The 13,888-nt window shown below is 68.9% G+C and carries 17 protein-coding genes and 1 tRNA gene; 11 read left to right on the top strand and 7 right to left on the bottom strand.

The window, feature by feature from the left end; genetic code table 11:
* Position 1: 1 nt before the first annotated feature.
* A tRNA-Leu gene (locus AB7F93_RS13330) sits at positions 2-85 on the bottom strand.
* Positions 86-177: 92 nt separating this feature from the next.
* Between AB7F93_RS13330 and recQ the strand changes: the two genes are divergently transcribed.
* A complete protein-coding gene (recQ, locus tag AB7F93_RS13325; RefSeq protein ID WP_428303397.1) occupies positions 178-1,974 on the top strand; it encodes a DNA helicase RecQ in 1,797 nt (598 codons plus the stop codon).
* Between the two features lie 15 nt (positions 1,975-1,989).
* On the opposite strand, the gene moaA is transcribed toward recQ, so the two are convergent.
* Together moaA and tsaD are read right to left on the bottom strand one after the other, a co-directional pair.
* A complete protein-coding gene (gene moaA / locus AB7F93_RS13320) occupies positions 1,990-2,988 on the bottom strand; it encodes a GTP 3',8-cyclase MoaA (RefSeq protein ID WP_428303396.1) in 999 nt (332 codons plus the stop codon).
* 10 nt (positions 2,989-2,998) lie between these two features.
* The gene (gene tsaD, locus AB7F93_RS13315; protein ID WP_428303398.1) at positions 2,999-4,033 is read right to left on the bottom strand and encodes a tRNA (adenosine(37)-N6)-threonylcarbamoyltransferase complex transferase subunit TsaD; all 1,035 of its coding nucleotides are present in this window, start codon (positions 4,031-4,033) and stop codon (positions 2,999-3,001) included.
* Between the two features lie 127 nt (positions 4,034-4,160).
* Here tsaD and rpsU point away from each other — a divergent pair, with 127 nt between their 5' ends.
* The 3 genes from rpsU to AB7F93_RS13300 are packed head-to-tail and all read left to right on the top strand — an operon-like array spanning position 4,161 to position 5,517.
* On the top strand, positions 4,161-4,394 hold the full coding sequence (gene rpsU, locus AB7F93_RS13310) for a 30S ribosomal protein S21 (RefSeq protein WP_428303395.1): 234 nt from the start codon (positions 4,161-4,163) through the stop codon (positions 4,392-4,394).
* Between the two features lie 2 nt (positions 4,395-4,396).
* The gene (locus tag AB7F93_RS13305) at positions 4,397-4,843 is read left to right on the top strand and encodes a GatB/YqeY domain-containing protein (RefSeq protein WP_428303394.1); all 447 of its coding nucleotides are present in this window, start codon (positions 4,397-4,399) and stop codon (positions 4,841-4,843) included.
* A gap of 29 nt (positions 4,844-4,872) precedes the next feature.
* Positions 4,873-5,517: a retropepsin-like aspartic protease family protein gene (locus AB7F93_RS13300; RefSeq protein WP_428303393.1), complete on the top strand. Its 645-nt coding sequence runs from the start codon at positions 4,873-4,875 to the stop codon at positions 5,515-5,517.
* Positions 5,518-5,520: 3 nt separating this feature from the next.
* On the opposite strand, the gene folE2 is transcribed toward AB7F93_RS13300, so the two are convergent.
* Complete coding sequence (folE2, locus tag AB7F93_RS13295; protein WP_428303392.1) at positions 5,521-6,333, bottom strand: GTP cyclohydrolase FolE2; 813 nt, start codon at positions 6,331-6,333, stop codon at positions 5,521-5,523.
* Positions 6,334-6,572: 239 nt separating this feature from the next.
* On the opposite strand from folE2, the gene AB7F93_RS13290 reads away from it, so the two are divergent.
* A complete protein-coding gene (locus AB7F93_RS13290) occupies positions 6,573-6,749 on the top strand; it encodes a hypothetical protein (RefSeq protein WP_428303391.1) in 177 nt (58 codons plus the stop codon).
* Between the two features lie 34 nt (positions 6,750-6,783).
* On the opposite strand, the gene AB7F93_RS13285 is transcribed toward AB7F93_RS13290, so the two are convergent.
* The gene (locus tag AB7F93_RS13285) at positions 6,784-7,137 is read right to left on the bottom strand and encodes a VOC family protein (protein ID WP_428303390.1); all 354 of its coding nucleotides are present in this window, start codon (positions 7,135-7,137) and stop codon (positions 6,784-6,786) included.
* A gap of 98 nt (positions 7,138-7,235) precedes the next feature.
* Between AB7F93_RS13285 and AB7F93_RS13280 the strand changes: the two genes are divergently transcribed.
* Complete coding sequence (locus tag AB7F93_RS13280; protein WP_428303389.1) at positions 7,236-8,060, top strand: ATP-binding protein; 825 nt, start codon at positions 7,236-7,238, stop codon at positions 8,058-8,060.
* A gap of 3 nt (positions 8,061-8,063) precedes the next feature.
* On the opposite strand, the gene AB7F93_RS13275 is transcribed toward AB7F93_RS13280, so the two are convergent.
* Positions 8,064-9,329, bottom strand: a complete 1,266-nt coding sequence (locus AB7F93_RS13275) for an aromatic ring-hydroxylating oxygenase subunit alpha (protein ID WP_428303388.1) — start codon at positions 9,327-9,329, stop codon at positions 8,064-8,066.
* Positions 9,330-9,394: 65 nt separating this feature from the next.
* Positions 9,395-10,219, bottom strand: coding sequence for a symmetrical bis(5'-nucleosyl)-tetraphosphatase (locus AB7F93_RS13270; protein ID WP_428303387.1), 825 nt, complete (start codon positions 10,217-10,219; stop codon positions 9,395-9,397).
* A gap of 406 nt (positions 10,220-10,625) precedes the next feature.
* On the opposite strand from AB7F93_RS13270, the gene AB7F93_RS13265 reads away from it, so the two are divergent.
* The 5 genes from AB7F93_RS13265 to AB7F93_RS13245 form a co-directional block, all read left to right on the top strand.
* Positions 10,626-11,516: a hypothetical protein gene (locus AB7F93_RS13265; protein ID WP_428303386.1), complete on the top strand. Its 891-nt coding sequence runs from the start codon at positions 10,626-10,628 to the stop codon at positions 11,514-11,516.
* Between the two features lie 23 nt (positions 11,517-11,539).
* Positions 11,540-12,628 carry a phage tail sheath C-terminal domain-containing protein gene (locus AB7F93_RS13260; protein ID WP_428303385.1) on the top strand — a complete coding sequence of 363 codons (1,089 nt, stop codon included), beginning with the start codon at positions 11,540-11,542 and terminating at the stop codon, positions 12,626-12,628.
* Positions 12,629-12,651: 23 nt separating this feature from the next.
* Entirely contained in the window at positions 12,652-13,155 is a 504-nt protein-coding gene (locus AB7F93_RS13255) for a hypothetical protein (RefSeq protein ID WP_428303384.1), read from the top strand.
* 13 nt (positions 13,156-13,168) lie between these two features.
* Positions 13,169-13,633: a hypothetical protein gene (locus AB7F93_RS13250; RefSeq protein ID WP_428303383.1), complete on the top strand. Its 465-nt coding sequence runs from the start codon at positions 13,169-13,171 to the stop codon at positions 13,631-13,633.
* A gap of 37 nt (positions 13,634-13,670) precedes the next feature.
* Positions 13,671-13,888, top strand: a 218-nt coding sequence (locus AB7F93_RS13245) for a hypothetical protein (protein ID WP_428303382.1), incomplete at its 3' end; no start/stop codon positions are given.

Genomic DNA, 13,888 nt, shown 5'->3' with positions numbered 1-13,888 from the left:
GTGCCCGGAGCCGGAATCGAACCGGCACGGCCGCGAGGCCGAGGGATTTTAAGTCCCTTGCGTCTACCTGTTTCGCCATCCGGGCGGCGTGGGTCGGCGCGCATGGTAACGCCGCGCTGGCATTGCGGCTGTTCGCGCTGGTCGGGGGTGCGCCGGCACCCGATAATCGCCGCCAGCATGTCCATACCGCTCGAAATTCTCACCCGCGTCTTCGGCTACCACGCCTTCCGTGGCCGGCAGGCGGCCATCATCGATCACGTCGTCGGTGGCGGCGACGCGCTGGTGATCATGCCGACCGGCGGTGGCAAGTCGCTGTGCTATCAGGTGCCGGCACTGGTGCGCGATGGCGTGGGCGTGGTGGTGTCGCCGCTGATCGCGCTGATGGACGATCAGGTGGCGGCGCTGCGCGAGCTTGGCGTGGCCGCCGCGGCGCTGCATTCGGGCCTGCCGGCCGGCGAGGCGGCGGCTATCGAGCGCGACCTGCTCGCCGGGCGCCTCAAGGTGGTCTACATGGCGCCCGAGCGCCTGGTCGGCGAGCGCACGCTGGAGCTGCTCGCACGCGTGCCGGTGGCGCTGATCGCCATCGACGAGGCGCACTGCGTGTCGCAGTGGGGGCACGACTTCCGGCCGGAATATCTCGGCCTTGGTGTGCTCGGCGAGCGCTTTCCCGGCGTGCCGCGGCTGGCGCTGACCGCCACCGCCGACGGGCCGACGCAGCGCGACATCGTGCAGCGCCTTGGGCTCACCGCTGCGGCAGTGTTCACGGCGAGTTTCGATCGCCCGAACATCCGCTACCACATCCGCCAGGGCGAGGGCCTGCGCGAGCAGCTGCTGGCGTTTCTGGACGCGCACCACCGCACCGACAGCGGCATCGTCTATTGCCCAACCCGCCGGCGGGTGGAGGAGACGGCGGACTGGCTGGAGCGCCACGGCCGCCCGGCGCTGATCTACCACGCCGGTCTGCCGGCCGAGACGCGCACGGCGAACCAGCGCCGCTTCCTGCGCGAGGATGACCTGACGATGGTGGCGACGGTGGCCTTCGGCATGGGCATCGACAAGCCGGACGTGCGCTTCGTGGCGCATCTCGGGCTGCCGAAGAACGTCGAGGGCTATTACCAGGAGACCGGCCGCGGCGGGCGCGACGGTCTGCCGGCCAACGCCTGGCTCGGTTACAGCCTGTCGGACGTGGTCGGCACGCGCCAGTTGCTGGCAGCCAGCGATGCGCCCGAAGAGCGCCGCCGCGTGGAGCAGGCCAAGTTCAGCGCGCTGCTGGGCCTCGCCGAGAGCACCGGCTGCCGGCGCCAGGCGCTGCTGGGCTACTTCGGCGAACAACTCCCGACGCCCTGCGGCAACTGCGACAACTGCCTCGACCCGCCGACCAGCTGCGACGCCACCGAGGCGGCGCAGCTCGCGCTGTCGTGTGTGTACCGCACCGGGCAGCGCTTTGGCGTGGGCTATCTGATCGATGTGCTGCGCGGCGGGGATGATCCGCGCATCGCGAGCCTCGGCCACGACCGGCTCGCGCTCTACGGTCGCGGGCAGGAGCGCTCGGCGGCGCAGTGGCGCTCACTGTTCCGCCAGCTCGCGGCGCGCGGCCTGGTGAGCGTGGAGATCGACGGCCACGGCGGCCTGCGCCTCACCGACGCGGCGCGGCCGGTGCTGCGCGGCGAGCAGCGCCTTCATCTGCGCGAGGAGAGTGCGGTGCGCGAGCGGCGCCGGCGCAAGGGCAGTGCGGCACCGGTGCTGGCGAGCGCCGGGCAGAGCCTGTTCGAGGCGCTGCGCGCCGAACGACGGCGGCTGGCGGACGCCCACGGCATGCCGGCCTACGTGATCTTCCACGACGCGACGCTGGCGCAGATGGCCGCCGAGCGGCCGCAGACGCCGGCGGATCTGGCGCAGATCAACGGCGTCGGCGCCGCCAAGCTGGAGCGTTACGGGGAGGCGTTTCTGGCGGTGATCCGCGGCGTGGCGTGAACGAGCTGCCGGCGCTCAGCCGCCGGTCATCGACATGAAGCGGATGACTTTTTCCGGCTTCTCGCGGAACTCGTGCCGCTCGGGCTTCAGATCAATGGCGGTGCGGATGGCAGACTCGAGCTCGGCGTCGCTCGCGCCGCCGCGCAGCAACGGTCGCAGCGCGTAGCTGTGGTCCTGGCCCAGACACATGTACAGCGTGCCGTCGGCGGCCAGGCGCACGCGGTTGCAGGTTTCGCAGAAGTGCTGCGAGATCGGCGTGATGAAGCCGATGCGGGTCTGGCTGCCGGCGACGCGGTAATAGCGCGCCGGCCCGCCGCCGGGCGCGATGTCCGGGATCAGCTCGAAGCGCTCGGAAAGGCGCTGGCGCACGGTTTGCAGGTTGAGGTACTGCCCGCTGGCGTTGCGGCCGGTGTCGCCCATCGGCATGGTCTCGATCAGGCGCAGCGTGAAGTCGCGCTCGGCGCAGAACGCCACCATGGCCTCGATTTCGTCGTCGTTGACGCCACCCATCGCCACCATGTTGATCTTGACCGGCGCGAGGCCAGCCGCACGTGCGGCGTCGAGGCCGCGCAGCACCTTGTGCAGCTTGCCGCCGCCGGTGATCTGCGCGAAACGCTCCGGATCGAGCGAGTCGAGGCTGACGTTGACGCGCCCGACGCCGGCCGCCTTGAGCGCCACGGCGTATTTGTCGAGGCGAACCGCATTGGTGGACAGCGAAAGATCGCGCAGCCCGGGCAGCGCCGACAGGCGCGCGGCAAGGTCCGGCAGCTTGTGGCGCACCAGCGGCTCGCCGCCGGTCAGCCGGATGCGCTCGACGCCAAGCCGCGTGAAGGCACCGACCACGCGCTCGATCTCGTCGAAGCTGAGCCACTCGTCCGGCTCGTGAAAGCCGTCGAATCCCTTCGGCATGCAGTAGTTGCAGCGCAGGTCGCAGCGGTCCGTGACCGACACGCGCACGTACTCGATGCGCCGCGCGTAGGGGTCTATCAGGCCGTTTTTTGGGGTGTTCTGCATGGCCGGCCGACTATAGCAAAACGCCCGTTCCGGACGCCGCCGCAAGATCGGCGAGCGGCCAGCGTGCGCGGGCGCCGCAGTCCGCATCCACGTGCTCGCCGGCGAGCAGACGCAGGCAGCCCGCAAACGCCACCATGGCGCCGTTGTCCGTGCACAGCTCGGGCGGCGGGTACAGCACGGCAAAGCCATCGTGCCTTGCCGCGGCGTCGAGCGCGGCGCGCAGGTGGCGGTTGGCGCTGACGCCGCCAGCTACGACCAGCGTGTCGAGGCTGGTCTGCGCGAGCGCGCGGCGGCACTTGATGAGCAGCGTGTCGACCACGGCGTCCTCGAAGGCGCGGGCGATGTCGGCGCGGTGTTCGGGCGCGGGGTGGGCCTCGGCCAGCAGACGCACCTGGGTCTTGAGGCCGCTGAAGCTGAAATCGAGTCCCGGCTTGGCCGTCATCGGTCGCGGCAGGGTGAAGCGCGCGCCGTCGCCGTCCTGCGCCAGTCGCGCCAGCGCCGGGCCGCCGGGGTAGGGCAGGCCGAGCAGCTTGGCGGTCTTGTCGAAGGCCTCGCCGGCCGCGTCGTCCACCGACTCGCCAAGAATGGTGTAGGCGCCAAGGCCGTCCACCTGCGCCAGCAGCGTGTGCCCGCCGGAAACGAGCAGCGCCAGGAACGGAAACGACGGCCGCGTCGTGGCATCCAGCAGCGGCGAGAGCAGGTGCGCTTCCATGTGATGCACGCCGACCGCCGGAATGCCGAGCGCGTGGGCCAGGCTGCGCCCGATGCTGCTGCCGACCAGCAGCGCGCCGATCAGGCCGGGGCCGGCGGTGTAGGCAACGCCATCGAGCTGCGCCAGCCCGGTGCCGGTCTGTGCCAGCAGGTCGCGCAGCAGCGGGATGGTGCGGCGCAGGTGATCGCGCGAGGCGAGTTCCGGCACCACGCCACCGTGCACCGCGTGCATCGCCACCTGGCTGTGCAGGGTGTGGCCGAGCAGGCCGTGCTCGCTGTGGTAGAGGCCAAGGCCGGTCTCGTCGCAGGAGGTTTCTATGCCGAGGACCAGCATGGGGGCAGCACGCAAGGACAGGGGAAAGGCGGCCGGCCAGTGCGCGGCTTCCGTCGACGGGGTATGTGCCGTTAGAATCTAGCACTTTTCCCAGCCCCGGCCGCCGGGGTCACATTGAGGTCACTGCATGCCGGTCGTCCAACTGCGCGAGAACGAGCCCTTCGACGTTGCCCTGCGCCGCTTCAAGCGGACCTGCGAAAAAGCGGGCGTGTTGTCTGAATCGCGCCGGCGCGAGTTCTACGAAAAGCCGACCCAGGAACGCAAGCGCAAGGCCGCGGCGGCGGTGAAACGGCATCAGAAGAAGGTGTCCCGTGGCGCCGGCCGCAGCGTGCGGCGCGTGCGCGGTGCGCGTCTGGGCTGACCATGTCCTTGAAGCAGCGCCTTGATGAGGACGTCAAGGCGGCCATGCGCGCCCGCGATCGGGAGCGCCTCGGCACGCTGCGACTGATCACCGCCGCCATCAAGCAGCGCGAGGTCGACGAGCGGATCGTGCTCGACGACGCGCAGGTGCTGGCGGTGATCGACAAGATGGTCAAGCAGCGGCGGGAATCCATCACGCAGTTCGACGCCGCCGGCCGCACCGATCTGGCCGACAAGGAACGCGTCGAGCTCGCCATCCTGCAGGAGTTCATGCCGGAGGCGCTGGGCGAGGCGGAAATCGAACAACTCGTCACCGACGCCATCGCCGCCAGCGGCGCGCAGTCCGCGCGCGACATGGGCACCGTGATGGCGCAGCTGCGGCCCAAGGTGCAGGGCCGCGCCGACATGGCGGACGTGAGCCGGCGCGTCAAGGCGCGTCTGGGCGCCTGAACGTGCGCGGCGTCGGTAGGGTGGTTCGTATGCACCGCGCCGGCACGCTTTCCTGCGCCGCGCTGGCGCTGCTGGCCGGCGCGGCGGCGGCCGAGCCCTTGATCGAACTTCAGGCCATCCTCGGCGCGAGTGCCGTGCTGCAGGTGGATGGCGTGCGGCGCACGCTGCGCGTGGGGCAGGCGAGTCCGGAAGGCGTGCGCCTGGTGGCGCTCGACGGCGCCTCCGCCAAGGTGGAGATTGAAGGCCGGACGCAGAGCGTGCCGCTGGGCGGGCGTGCCGGCGGCGCCATTCAGAGCGCCGAGACCGCCACTGTGCGTATCGCGCAAAGCGACGGCGGCATGTATGTGACCACCGGCAGCATCAACGGCAAGCCGGTGGAATTTCTGGTCGACACCGGCGCCACCACGGTGGCCATGAACGACGCCACCGCGCGCCGTCTTGGTATCGACTACCGCGTGGGCGAACGGCGTCTGGTCGAGACCGCCAGCGGCATCACGGAGTCCTGGTTCGTGACCCTGCGCGAGGTGTCGGTAGGCGCCATTCGTATCCCTAACGTGCAGGCCGGCGTGATTCGTGGCGATCAGCCGAGCCGTGCGCTGCTCGGCATGTCCTTCTTGTCACGCACGCGCATTGAGCACGAGCACGACACGCTGGTCCTGAAGCGCAAGTATTGACGCTCAACCCGCGATCGGTTTCTCGATCAGCGCGTAGGCCGAGTGGTTGTGGATGGACTCGAAGTTCTCGGCTTCCACCACGTAGCCCGCGAGGCGCTCGTCGGCATTCAGCGCGCCGGCAATATCGCGCACCAGGTCTTCGACGAACTTCGGGTTGTCGTAGGCGCGCTCGGTGACGAACTTCTCGTCGGGACGCTTCAGCAGTCCGTACAGCTCGCTCGACGCCTGCGCCTCGACCAGTTCGATCAGCTCCTCGATCCACACCGGCGTGCGCAAATGCGCGGTCAGCGTGACGTGCGTGCGCTGGTTGTGGGCGCCGTAGTCGGAGATCTTCTTCGAGCACGGGCACAGGCTGGTGCACGGAATGACCAGTTTGGCCGTGAGGCGCTCGGCCTGCCCGTGCACGATCTCGCCGATGTAGCTGACCTGGTAATCCATCAGGCTGGTGACGCCGGTGACCGGCGCCGCCTTGTTGACGAAGAACGGGAAGCTCATCTCGATGTGCCCGGCGCGCGCTTCCAGGCGCTCGCACATCTCGCGCAGCATCTGGCGGAAGCTGCCGAGCGAAATTTCGTCTTCGTGGCCGTTCAGGATCTCGATAAAGCGCGACATGTGCGTGCCCTTGAAGTTGTGGGGCAGGTGCACGTACATGTTGAAGTTGGCGACCGTGTGCTGGTCGGCGCCGCTGCGGGCGAGGATGCGCACCGGGTGGCGAATGCCCTTGATGCCGACGCGGTCGATGTCGAGCTGGCGCGTGTCGGGCGAGCCCTGGACGTCGGCGATCTGCGGCACGGCCGGTTCGGAAGGCTTGTTCATCGAAGAGTTCCTGGCGCCCTGGCACGGCTGCCGGTGGGGAGGGCGGCAATGGCGACGCCCGATCGCGGCGATGGCTCATTGCGACGATTGGCTGGCATTGTACCGGCCGCCGTCGCGCGCGGCATTGGCTGCGGTTTGCGGCGCCACAACAGGCGTATGCTCATCCCGTCCGGGGTGGTGCGCAGCCGACCGGCCGCGACCGCGTCGGGCATTCAGACTGACAGAAGGAGGTGCCTTCCATGGATGACGCATTCGTCGTGGCCCTCACGATGGCAGCTTGCGGGGCCATCACCATCTTCACGCTCGGGCCGTTTGGCGTGCTGCTCGGTGGCGTCCTGTTGCTGGTGGCAGCCGGGCTTGGCATTGCCAAGCTGATCGGTTTGGTTGCCGGCTGGAAACATCTGCCGCACTGGTAGCGCGCGTGCCCGCGCCGGGCGGCGTTGGTGCCGCTCACGCGCGGGCGAAGAACTGCACCACGTTGCCGGCCGGATCGCGGCAGGTGAAGAAGCTGCCGTGATTGCCCATGCCGATCACCTCGCTCACGGCGATGCCACGGGCAGTGAGATCTGCGCGCGTCGCGGCCAGATCGTCCACCTGCAGAACCACCGTGGCGTTCTTGCCTGCGTCCACCTGGCCGGGTGCCGGCGTCGCGATCGCCACTTGCGTGCCGCCGACGTCGAACTGCGTCCACTTCTCGCCGTCCTGGAACTTCACGTTAAGGCCGAGCGTGTCGCGGTAAAACGCCACTGCGGCGCCCATGTCGGGCACCACGTAGTAGACGTTGGTCACTTTGCTGACGGTCATGGTCTCCTCCTGAATTTGTGCGGGCGGATTGTCCCACGCTGCCTCGTTCGGGGCCTGTGGGACAATTGGCCACCGCCGTTCCAGTCCGTGTTGCCGCCATGAATGCCGCCTTGAAGCCGCCGCGCAGCCTAGTCACCGCCGCCGCCGAGGCGATTCGCGATTTCGACCTGATCCGCGACGGCGACCGCATCCTGGTCGGCGTGTCGGGCGGCAAGGACAGCCTGTCGCTGCTGCATGTGCTGCTGCACCTGAAGGCCCGCGCGCCGATCCGTTTCGAGGTCGGCGCCGCCAACATCGACCCGCAGATGCCGGGTTACGACCCGAGTCCGCTGGCGGCATATATGCAGAGTCTTGACGTGCCGTACCACCAGGCCACGTACAGCCTGGCGCGGGCCGCCAAGGGCTCGTTCGAGGGCCGCACGCTGTGCGCGTTCTGCTCGCGCATGCGCCGCGGCAAGCTGTACGGCCTGGCGCGCGAGCACGGTTACGGCACGCTGGCGCTGGCACATCACCTCGATGACGTGGCCGAGACCTTCCTGATGAACGCGTTTTTCGGCGGCAAGCTGCGCGCCATGCCGGCGGGGTACGTCAACGACGACGGCGACCTGCGCGTGATCCGCCCGCTGGTCTACGCCCGCGAGCGGCAGACCGAGGCGTTTGCCGAAAATGGCCCGCTGCCGGTGATTCCAGACAACTGCCCAACCTGCGACGCGTCCACCCGCCAGCGTCAGCAGATGAAGGCGCTGCTGCGCGCGCAGGAAGCGGGCAACCCGCGCCTGTTCACGGTGCTGCGCACCACGCTGGCGCCGCTGCTGCACGCAGAGGCGACATCGGGTCTTGCGCTGCCGGATGCAGCGCAGGTGCTGGTCGACCTGCGGTCCCGCTCCACGACCGACACGGCCCAGGCCGCGCCGGTCGAGTAACGATTACAAGCCCATCAGGCGCCGGTAGCCGTTCCAGAAGCCGCGCACCGGGTCTTCGCTCGCCATGAAGGTGGTGTCCGGCGCCACGGTCTTGCCGCCCATCTCGATGATGGCTTCGGTGCCGCCGTCCCTGGCGATGCCCTGCTGCACGATCTCGATGGCGAGTCCATCCTCCATGGACACGAGACCCGCGGGGCCGATCAGGTTGATCTGCTTCAGGCGCATGTCGGTGAGCTCCGGCTCCTCGTCGGCGTAGCCAAAGAACGTGTAATGCACGGTCACGCCGTCCGGGCCGTGCGGCTCGAACTGGCGGATGTTCAGCACGTTTGCGATCTGCTGCATCATCATGATCGGGAACACGTCGATGATCACCAGATTGATGCCGTCGTCCCACTCCATCTTGCCCTTGAGCAGGTTCGGGTCTTCGAGCTTGTAGGTGCCTTCCTGGTACGTGTGGGCGGCTTCCTTCATGCCCTGCTGGCGGGCGGCCTCGTCTTCCTTGCCCACGTAGGTGTAAAAGCAGGTCTGCAGGCCGTCCTCGGAAATGTGCAGCTGGCCTTTCTGGCTGGCACGAAACAGGCCGAAGGTGGCAAAGAACAGGTGCAGCAGGCTCGCGTGGTAGCCGTCGCGCGGGTTTTCCGCATACAGCTTCCAGTTGCCGCGCATGTGCTGGTGCTGGTGGCCGAGGATCTTGATCGGCCGATTGAACACGCGGCGCATGAACTTCGCCACGTGCGGCCCGACGTAGTCCTCGAACGGCGGCGTGTCGTCGCTGAAGCTCACGAACAGCACGCCGCAGAAGTTCTCGACCCGCAGCTTCTTCGGCCGGATGGCGTTCATGTCGAAGTCGGCCGGCATGCCGCCCTCGCCGCCGATGCCGCGGGCGAACGGCACCGCGATCAGCTTGCCGGTCAGGTCATACGTCCACTGGTGGTAGACGCAGTAGAAGTTGTCCGTGTGGCCGAGCTTGTCCTGGCAAATCTTGGCGTTGCGGTGCGCGCAGCGGTTCACCCAGGCGTGGATGCTGCCGTCGTGATCGCGGCTGACGATGATCGGCGTGTCCGCCACCTGCGCCGTCTTGAAGTCGCCCGGGTTTGGAATCTCGACGTCGAGCCCGACGTAATTCCACACCGGCCCGCGGAAGATGCGCTCCTGCTCCAGGGCGTAGATGTCCGGGTCGACGAACACCCGGCCGGGCACGCGGGTGACGCTGTCCTGCTGGCCGGGCCAGTCGAAGGCGGGAAGGGGCGGGCGCTGGATGGCGTTCATCGGGTTCTCCTCAGGTGGTTGGAGCCGAAAACGCCGTCCGTGGCGTTGCAGGGCAGTGCGTAATGCTACCCGTGGTCGCGGCCGTGGCGCGCGCAGTCCACGCTCACCCAGCGCCATTCGTCGAGACTGAGCGCGCTCAGTTGCCGGCCCCAGACGCAGCCGGTGTCGAGCGCGTAAACGTCGTCCCGCGCGATCACGCCGGCCGCCGACCAATGGCCGAACACGATCGGCGTGCCGGCACTCGCGCGGGCAGGCAGGTCGTACCACGGCAGGAACCCGTCCGGCTGCGTGCCGGGCGGGCCCTTGGCGCGCATATCGTAGGTGCCGTCCGTGCGGCAAAAGCGGACCCGCGTCAAGTAATCGGTAATTACCCGCAGGCGCTGCGCGCCGCATAGCGCATCGTCCCAGCGGTGCGGGGTTTCGCCATACATGTGCCGGAAGTAGGCGTCCGAACCCTGCCGCAGCGCGGTCTCAACCTCGCTGGCGCGGGCCATGGCATCGGCGATGCCCCAGCCCGGCGCGAGCGCCGCGTGCACCATCGCCGCGCCCAGACTGGCGTCGAAGTGAAACAGCGGCCGTGCCCGCAGCCAGTCGAGCAGCGCATCCCGGTCCGGCGCGTCGAGCACGCTTTGCAGCGTATCGCCGCGCTTGATCTGGCCTTGCCCGGCGGCGATTGCCAGCAGGTGCAGGTCGTGATTGCCGAGCACCGTGATTGCGGTGTCGCCGAGCGCGCGTACGAAGCGCAGGACCTCAAGCGACTGCGGGCCGCGGTTGACGAGATCGCCGACCAGCCACAGCCGGTCGCGATCGGCCCGAAAGTCAATGGCGCGCAGCAGCGCCTCGAACTCGTCGAAACAGCCCTGAATGTCGCCGATTGCCCACGTGGCCATGATCTTTCTTGCCATCTGGAAACTGCCGACGGTACATGCGTCGGACCCCGCTGTGCACTGGTTGACATCACTCGACAATCACCCATGTCATCTTGCGCACCGTGAACATTTGGTCGGTAGGGCGGTGGTAGCATCGACCCGATCCGAACCTGATCCGGCACGTCGCCTTGCGGCGTGGGCTGGTCAACACTGGGGTGCATGGCTCGGGGGAGGTTAGGCGATGGCGGATGCGGAAGCGGAGGCAGCCCTCGCGGCGCTCGACGCCACAGTCGCGGCCCTGCCTTGGCCGCCGCCGCCTGGCGGGCTTACGCGGCAGATGCGCGTGTGGCCCAACACCCTTCGTCCGCGAGGGTTGGGCGGTTATGTCGGTGAACATCCGGCTCCGCGCGGTGCCATTCGCGCCCGCTTGCTCGACGCGGTGGTCGAGCTGCGCGTCGACGGTGGCTCGGACGCGGCGGCGGTCGACTACCTGCGGGGACTCACTGGCACCTTTCTGACCCAGCAGCCCGGCGCGTTGCGCGCGCAGGGCATCGAGCGTCTGCGTCGTCGCGACGAGCCAAGCGCCGATCCGCGGCTGGCGCGGTTCGACCTGCGCTTCGAGTACCGCCACCTGCCGACAGCAAGCGAAGGCCGCATCGATACGCTCGATCTGGGTATCGACACCAACGTCACGCCGTACCGCGCGCGCTACCGATTTGACCTCGCCGCCCGCACCCTGGCCGGCCAGCCGCAGCCGCTGGCCGAGTTTGCGGCGGCCAACGATACCGACCTGGACGCCGGTTCGCCCGCCGGTGTCTGGAGCTTTGACGGCGCATCGAGGGCTCTCGTGCAGACCGCCACCACGCAGGGCGGTGCGCTCGGCGCCGACGATCCGCGCAAGGCCGGCAGCATGCTGCTGTCGCGGGTCGGCGGCGCGCCGCTGGCGCTCGCGCGCTTCATTGCGGTGGTGGAGTTCGAGTCCGCCACGGCGCAAGGGGTAGGCCTCGTCTTTGGCCGTACCGGCGCCGATCGCTGGCACTTTCTGGCCTCGCAGGCCAACGGCTATCACCTGTTCGGGCGCAAGGCCGGCCCGGCGTGGAGTGTGATCGGGACTCCAGCGAGCGCCGGTTTTTCGGTCGGCCGGCGCCACACGCTCGCTCTGACGGCGTTCGACCACACGCTGCGCGTCGCGCTCGACGGCGTGCAGACGCTCGAAGTCCACACCGATGAACCTGTCCCAGCCGGCGAGATCGGCTTTTTCACCCATGGCAACAACGGTGCGCGCTTTCACCGCGTGCGCCTGCTGGAACTTGTTTAACGCTCGCCCCGGAGGCCCGTGCAATGGAAGAGAACTTCGCTGAACAGATCATCCCCGGCACCTTCATCCGCGTGCAGGCGGAAGGCCTCATCGCGCCCAAGGGCGTGGCCTTCGGCAACGTCGGCATCGTCGGTACCGCGGCTGCGGCGTCTGGCGTCGCCAATGCGCTCGGCGTGACACACATCCTGTCGAACCTCGACGATGCCAAGGCGCTGTGGGCGCCGTCGGACCCCGTCGCCGCCGGTACGCTCAACCTGATGCGCAGCCTGGAGCTGCTGTTCCGGAATGGCGCCAGCACCGTCTACGCACACGCGCTGGGGGCTGGCGCCACCGCGCAGGATTTCGCCGATGCGGCCGACGAGTTGCTCAAGGACGAGATCAACATCCTGGTGGCGCCGGAGCTGGCTACGTCCGCGGCCACCACGCTGCTGAAGGCGGCCGTCAACAGCGCCGAGACCAACGCGCGTGACGTGGTCGGCATTATCGGCTCGGACCTCGTGGCGAACGCGGCGCCAGCAGACGTAGTGGCGCAGGCCAATGCCGACAAGCGTCTGGTGCTCGCCACGCCTGCCATCGTGGGGCTCGATCCGGACGGCAGCGAGGTGGTGCTGCCGGGCCAGTACACCGCCGCTGCGGTGGCGGGGCTCATCGCGTCGCTCGCGCCGCAGGCCAGCCCCACCAACAAGACCCTGCCGGGCGTTACACGCCTCGGCCGCAAGTACGGCTACGGCGAACTCAAGGCGCTCGTTTCCGGCAACGTGCTGGCGCTCGAAAGCCGCCAGGGCATCCGCGTGGTGCGCGGCGTCACCACCGAGGGCGCGGCCTTCGCGCAGATCACCACCCGGCGCATCGTCGATTACGCCAAGGCCGGCATCCGCAGCGTGGCGAATCCTTTCGTCGGGCGCCTGAACAACGAGCGCGTGCGCAAGGCGCTCAAGGGCGCGCTCGACAGCTTCCTCACCACCATGCTGGTGGACGAGCAGCTCACCGGCTACACGCTGGACGTCACCGCCACGCGGGCCGATGAAGTGGCCGGCCGCTGCGTCGTCAATGTCGCCATGCAGCCGACCTTCAGCATCGATTACATCCGCGTCACGCTGGCGCTGTCCTGATTCCAACCCCGGAGTAACTACCCATGGCCAATACCAGCGTCTACACCGGGGCCGACGGCTCCATCACGCTGTCCACCGTGGCGGCGAACGGCAAGGAGGCCGAGGTCGCTCAGGGCATCATCGACGCCAACGATCTGGTCACCATCGGCCGCGCCACCGGCGTCACGCTGGAGGTTCGCGCCGAGGTGCGCGCCTTCAACGAGCTCGGCCAGCGCTACGCGACCGAATTGCGTCCGGGCAACGTGTCGGTGCGCGGCACCATCCAGCGTGCGTACCTGAACGGCGCTTTGCTGCGCCTGCTGCTCGGCGAGGCGGCCGACGGCCGGCCGGCGCAGTCCTGGGCGCAGCCGTCGTTCAACATCACCCTGCTGGCGGAAAACGCCGCCGTGCCGGGGGTGAAATCCACCCTCACGCTGCACGGCGTCAAGCTCGACCAGTGGTCCTACACGCTGCCGGAGGATGATTTCGTCATGGAATCGGCGGCGTTTCAGGCGCTGTTTCTGACCGTTGGGGACGAAGGCGCCTGACGCGGACTGACCGATGCTTTCCGCCGACGACCTGCTGGCCGGCGGCGCCCTCACCCACGAGGTGACGGTGCCGCCGACGCTGCTTGGCCCGACCGCGCCCGCGGACGGCCGCGTGCGCCTGCGTCCGCTCACCGTGCGCGACCTCACGCTGATTTCCCGCGCCGCCAAGGACAACGACCAGTTGCTGTCGGCGCTCATGGTGCAGTCGGCGCTCGACGAGCCGCGCCTCACGCTCTCGCAGGTCAACGCGCTGCCGGTGGGGCTGCTCGAATTCCTGCTGCGCGAGGTGAATCGCGTCAGCGGCATCGTGCTGGAAGACGGCACCGTGCAGCAGGCGGCGGCGGACCCGTTGGTACGTGCCGCGCACCTGCTGTCGGCCGAGTTCGGCTGGACGCCCGACGAGGTGGCCGGCCTCACGCTCGGCCAGATGCTGGTGCATCTGGAACTTATCCGGGAGCGGCGCGGTGCCGACGCCTGAGCAATCAACGCGCGAGGGCGCAGGCCCAATAGCCGCGGTGCGCGCGGTGCTGGATGCGCTCGCGGTGCCGGCGGCGCGTCAGGCGCTGCTGCTGGAACAGGCGCTCGCGGCGCAGATGGCCGTGTTCACGGGCGCACCGGCGGCCGCTACCTTCGACCCGTTGTCCCGGCCGGCCGGCCAGGCGACCGCGTTCGGGGTAACGCCTTCGCAGTCTGGGGCGGCGCGACGAAAGGCCGCTTCGAGCAAACCAGGCGC

The organism is Immundisolibacter sp. (assembly GCF_050250495.1).
Taxonomy (GTDB): domain Bacteria; phylum Pseudomonadota; class Gammaproteobacteria; order Immundisolibacterales; family Immundisolibacteraceae; genus Immundisolibacter.
Note: the sequence above shows the minus strand (reverse complement) of the source record. Positions and strands in the feature narration are given on the sequence as shown.

Excerpts from the sequence above, each read along its gene's own strand:
- folE2 (WP_428303392.1), bottom strand. The coding sequence starts at position 6,333 with ATGAACAAGCCTTCCGAACCGGCCGTGCCGCAGATCGCCGACGTCCAG.
- AB7F93_RS13250 (WP_428303383.1), top strand. The coding sequence starts at position 13,169 with ATGCTTTCCGCCGACGACCTGCTGGCCGGCGGCGCCCTCACCCACGAG.
- rpsU (WP_428303395.1), top strand. The coding sequence starts at position 4,161 with ATGCCGGTCGTCCAACTGCGCGAGAACGAGCCCTTCGACGTTGCCCTG.
- moaA (WP_428303396.1), bottom strand. The coding sequence starts at position 2,988 with ATGCAGAACACCCCAAAAAACGGCCTGATAGACCCCTACGCGCGGCGC.
- tsaD (WP_428303398.1), bottom strand. The coding sequence starts at position 4,033 with ATGCTGGTCCTCGGCATAGAAACCTCCTGCGACGAGACCGGCCTTGGC.
- AB7F93_RS13260 (WP_428303385.1), top strand. The coding sequence starts at position 11,540 with ATGGAAGAGAACTTCGCTGAACAGATCATCCCCGGCACCTTCATCCGC.
- AB7F93_RS13270 (WP_428303387.1), bottom strand. The coding sequence starts at position 10,219 with ATGGCCACGTGGGCAATCGGCGACATTCAGGGCTGTTTCGACGAGTTC.
- AB7F93_RS13290 (WP_428303391.1), top strand. The coding sequence starts at position 6,573 with ATGGATGACGCATTCGTCGTGGCCCTCACGATGGCAGCTTGCGGGGCC.
- AB7F93_RS13305 (WP_428303394.1), top strand. The coding sequence starts at position 4,397 with ATGTCCTTGAAGCAGCGCCTTGATGAGGACGTCAAGGCGGCCATGCGC.
- AB7F93_RS13280 (WP_428303389.1), top strand. The coding sequence starts at position 7,236 with ATGAATGCCGCCTTGAAGCCGCCGCGCAGCCTAGTCACCGCCGCCGCC.
- AB7F93_RS13285 (WP_428303390.1), bottom strand. The coding sequence starts at position 7,137 with ATGACCGTCAGCAAAGTGACCAACGTCTACTACGTGGTGCCCGACATG.
- AB7F93_RS13300 (WP_428303393.1), top strand. The coding sequence starts at position 4,873 with ATGCACCGCGCCGGCACGCTTTCCTGCGCCGCGCTGGCGCTGCTGGCC.
- AB7F93_RS13275 (WP_428303388.1), bottom strand. The coding sequence starts at position 9,329 with ATGAACGCCATCCAGCGCCCGCCCCTTCCCGCCTTCGACTGGCCCGGC.
- AB7F93_RS13255 (WP_428303384.1), top strand. The coding sequence starts at position 12,652 with ATGGCCAATACCAGCGTCTACACCGGGGCCGACGGCTCCATCACGCTG.
- recQ (WP_428303397.1), top strand. The coding sequence starts at position 178 with ATGTCCATACCGCTCGAAATTCTCACCCGCGTCTTCGGCTACCACGCC.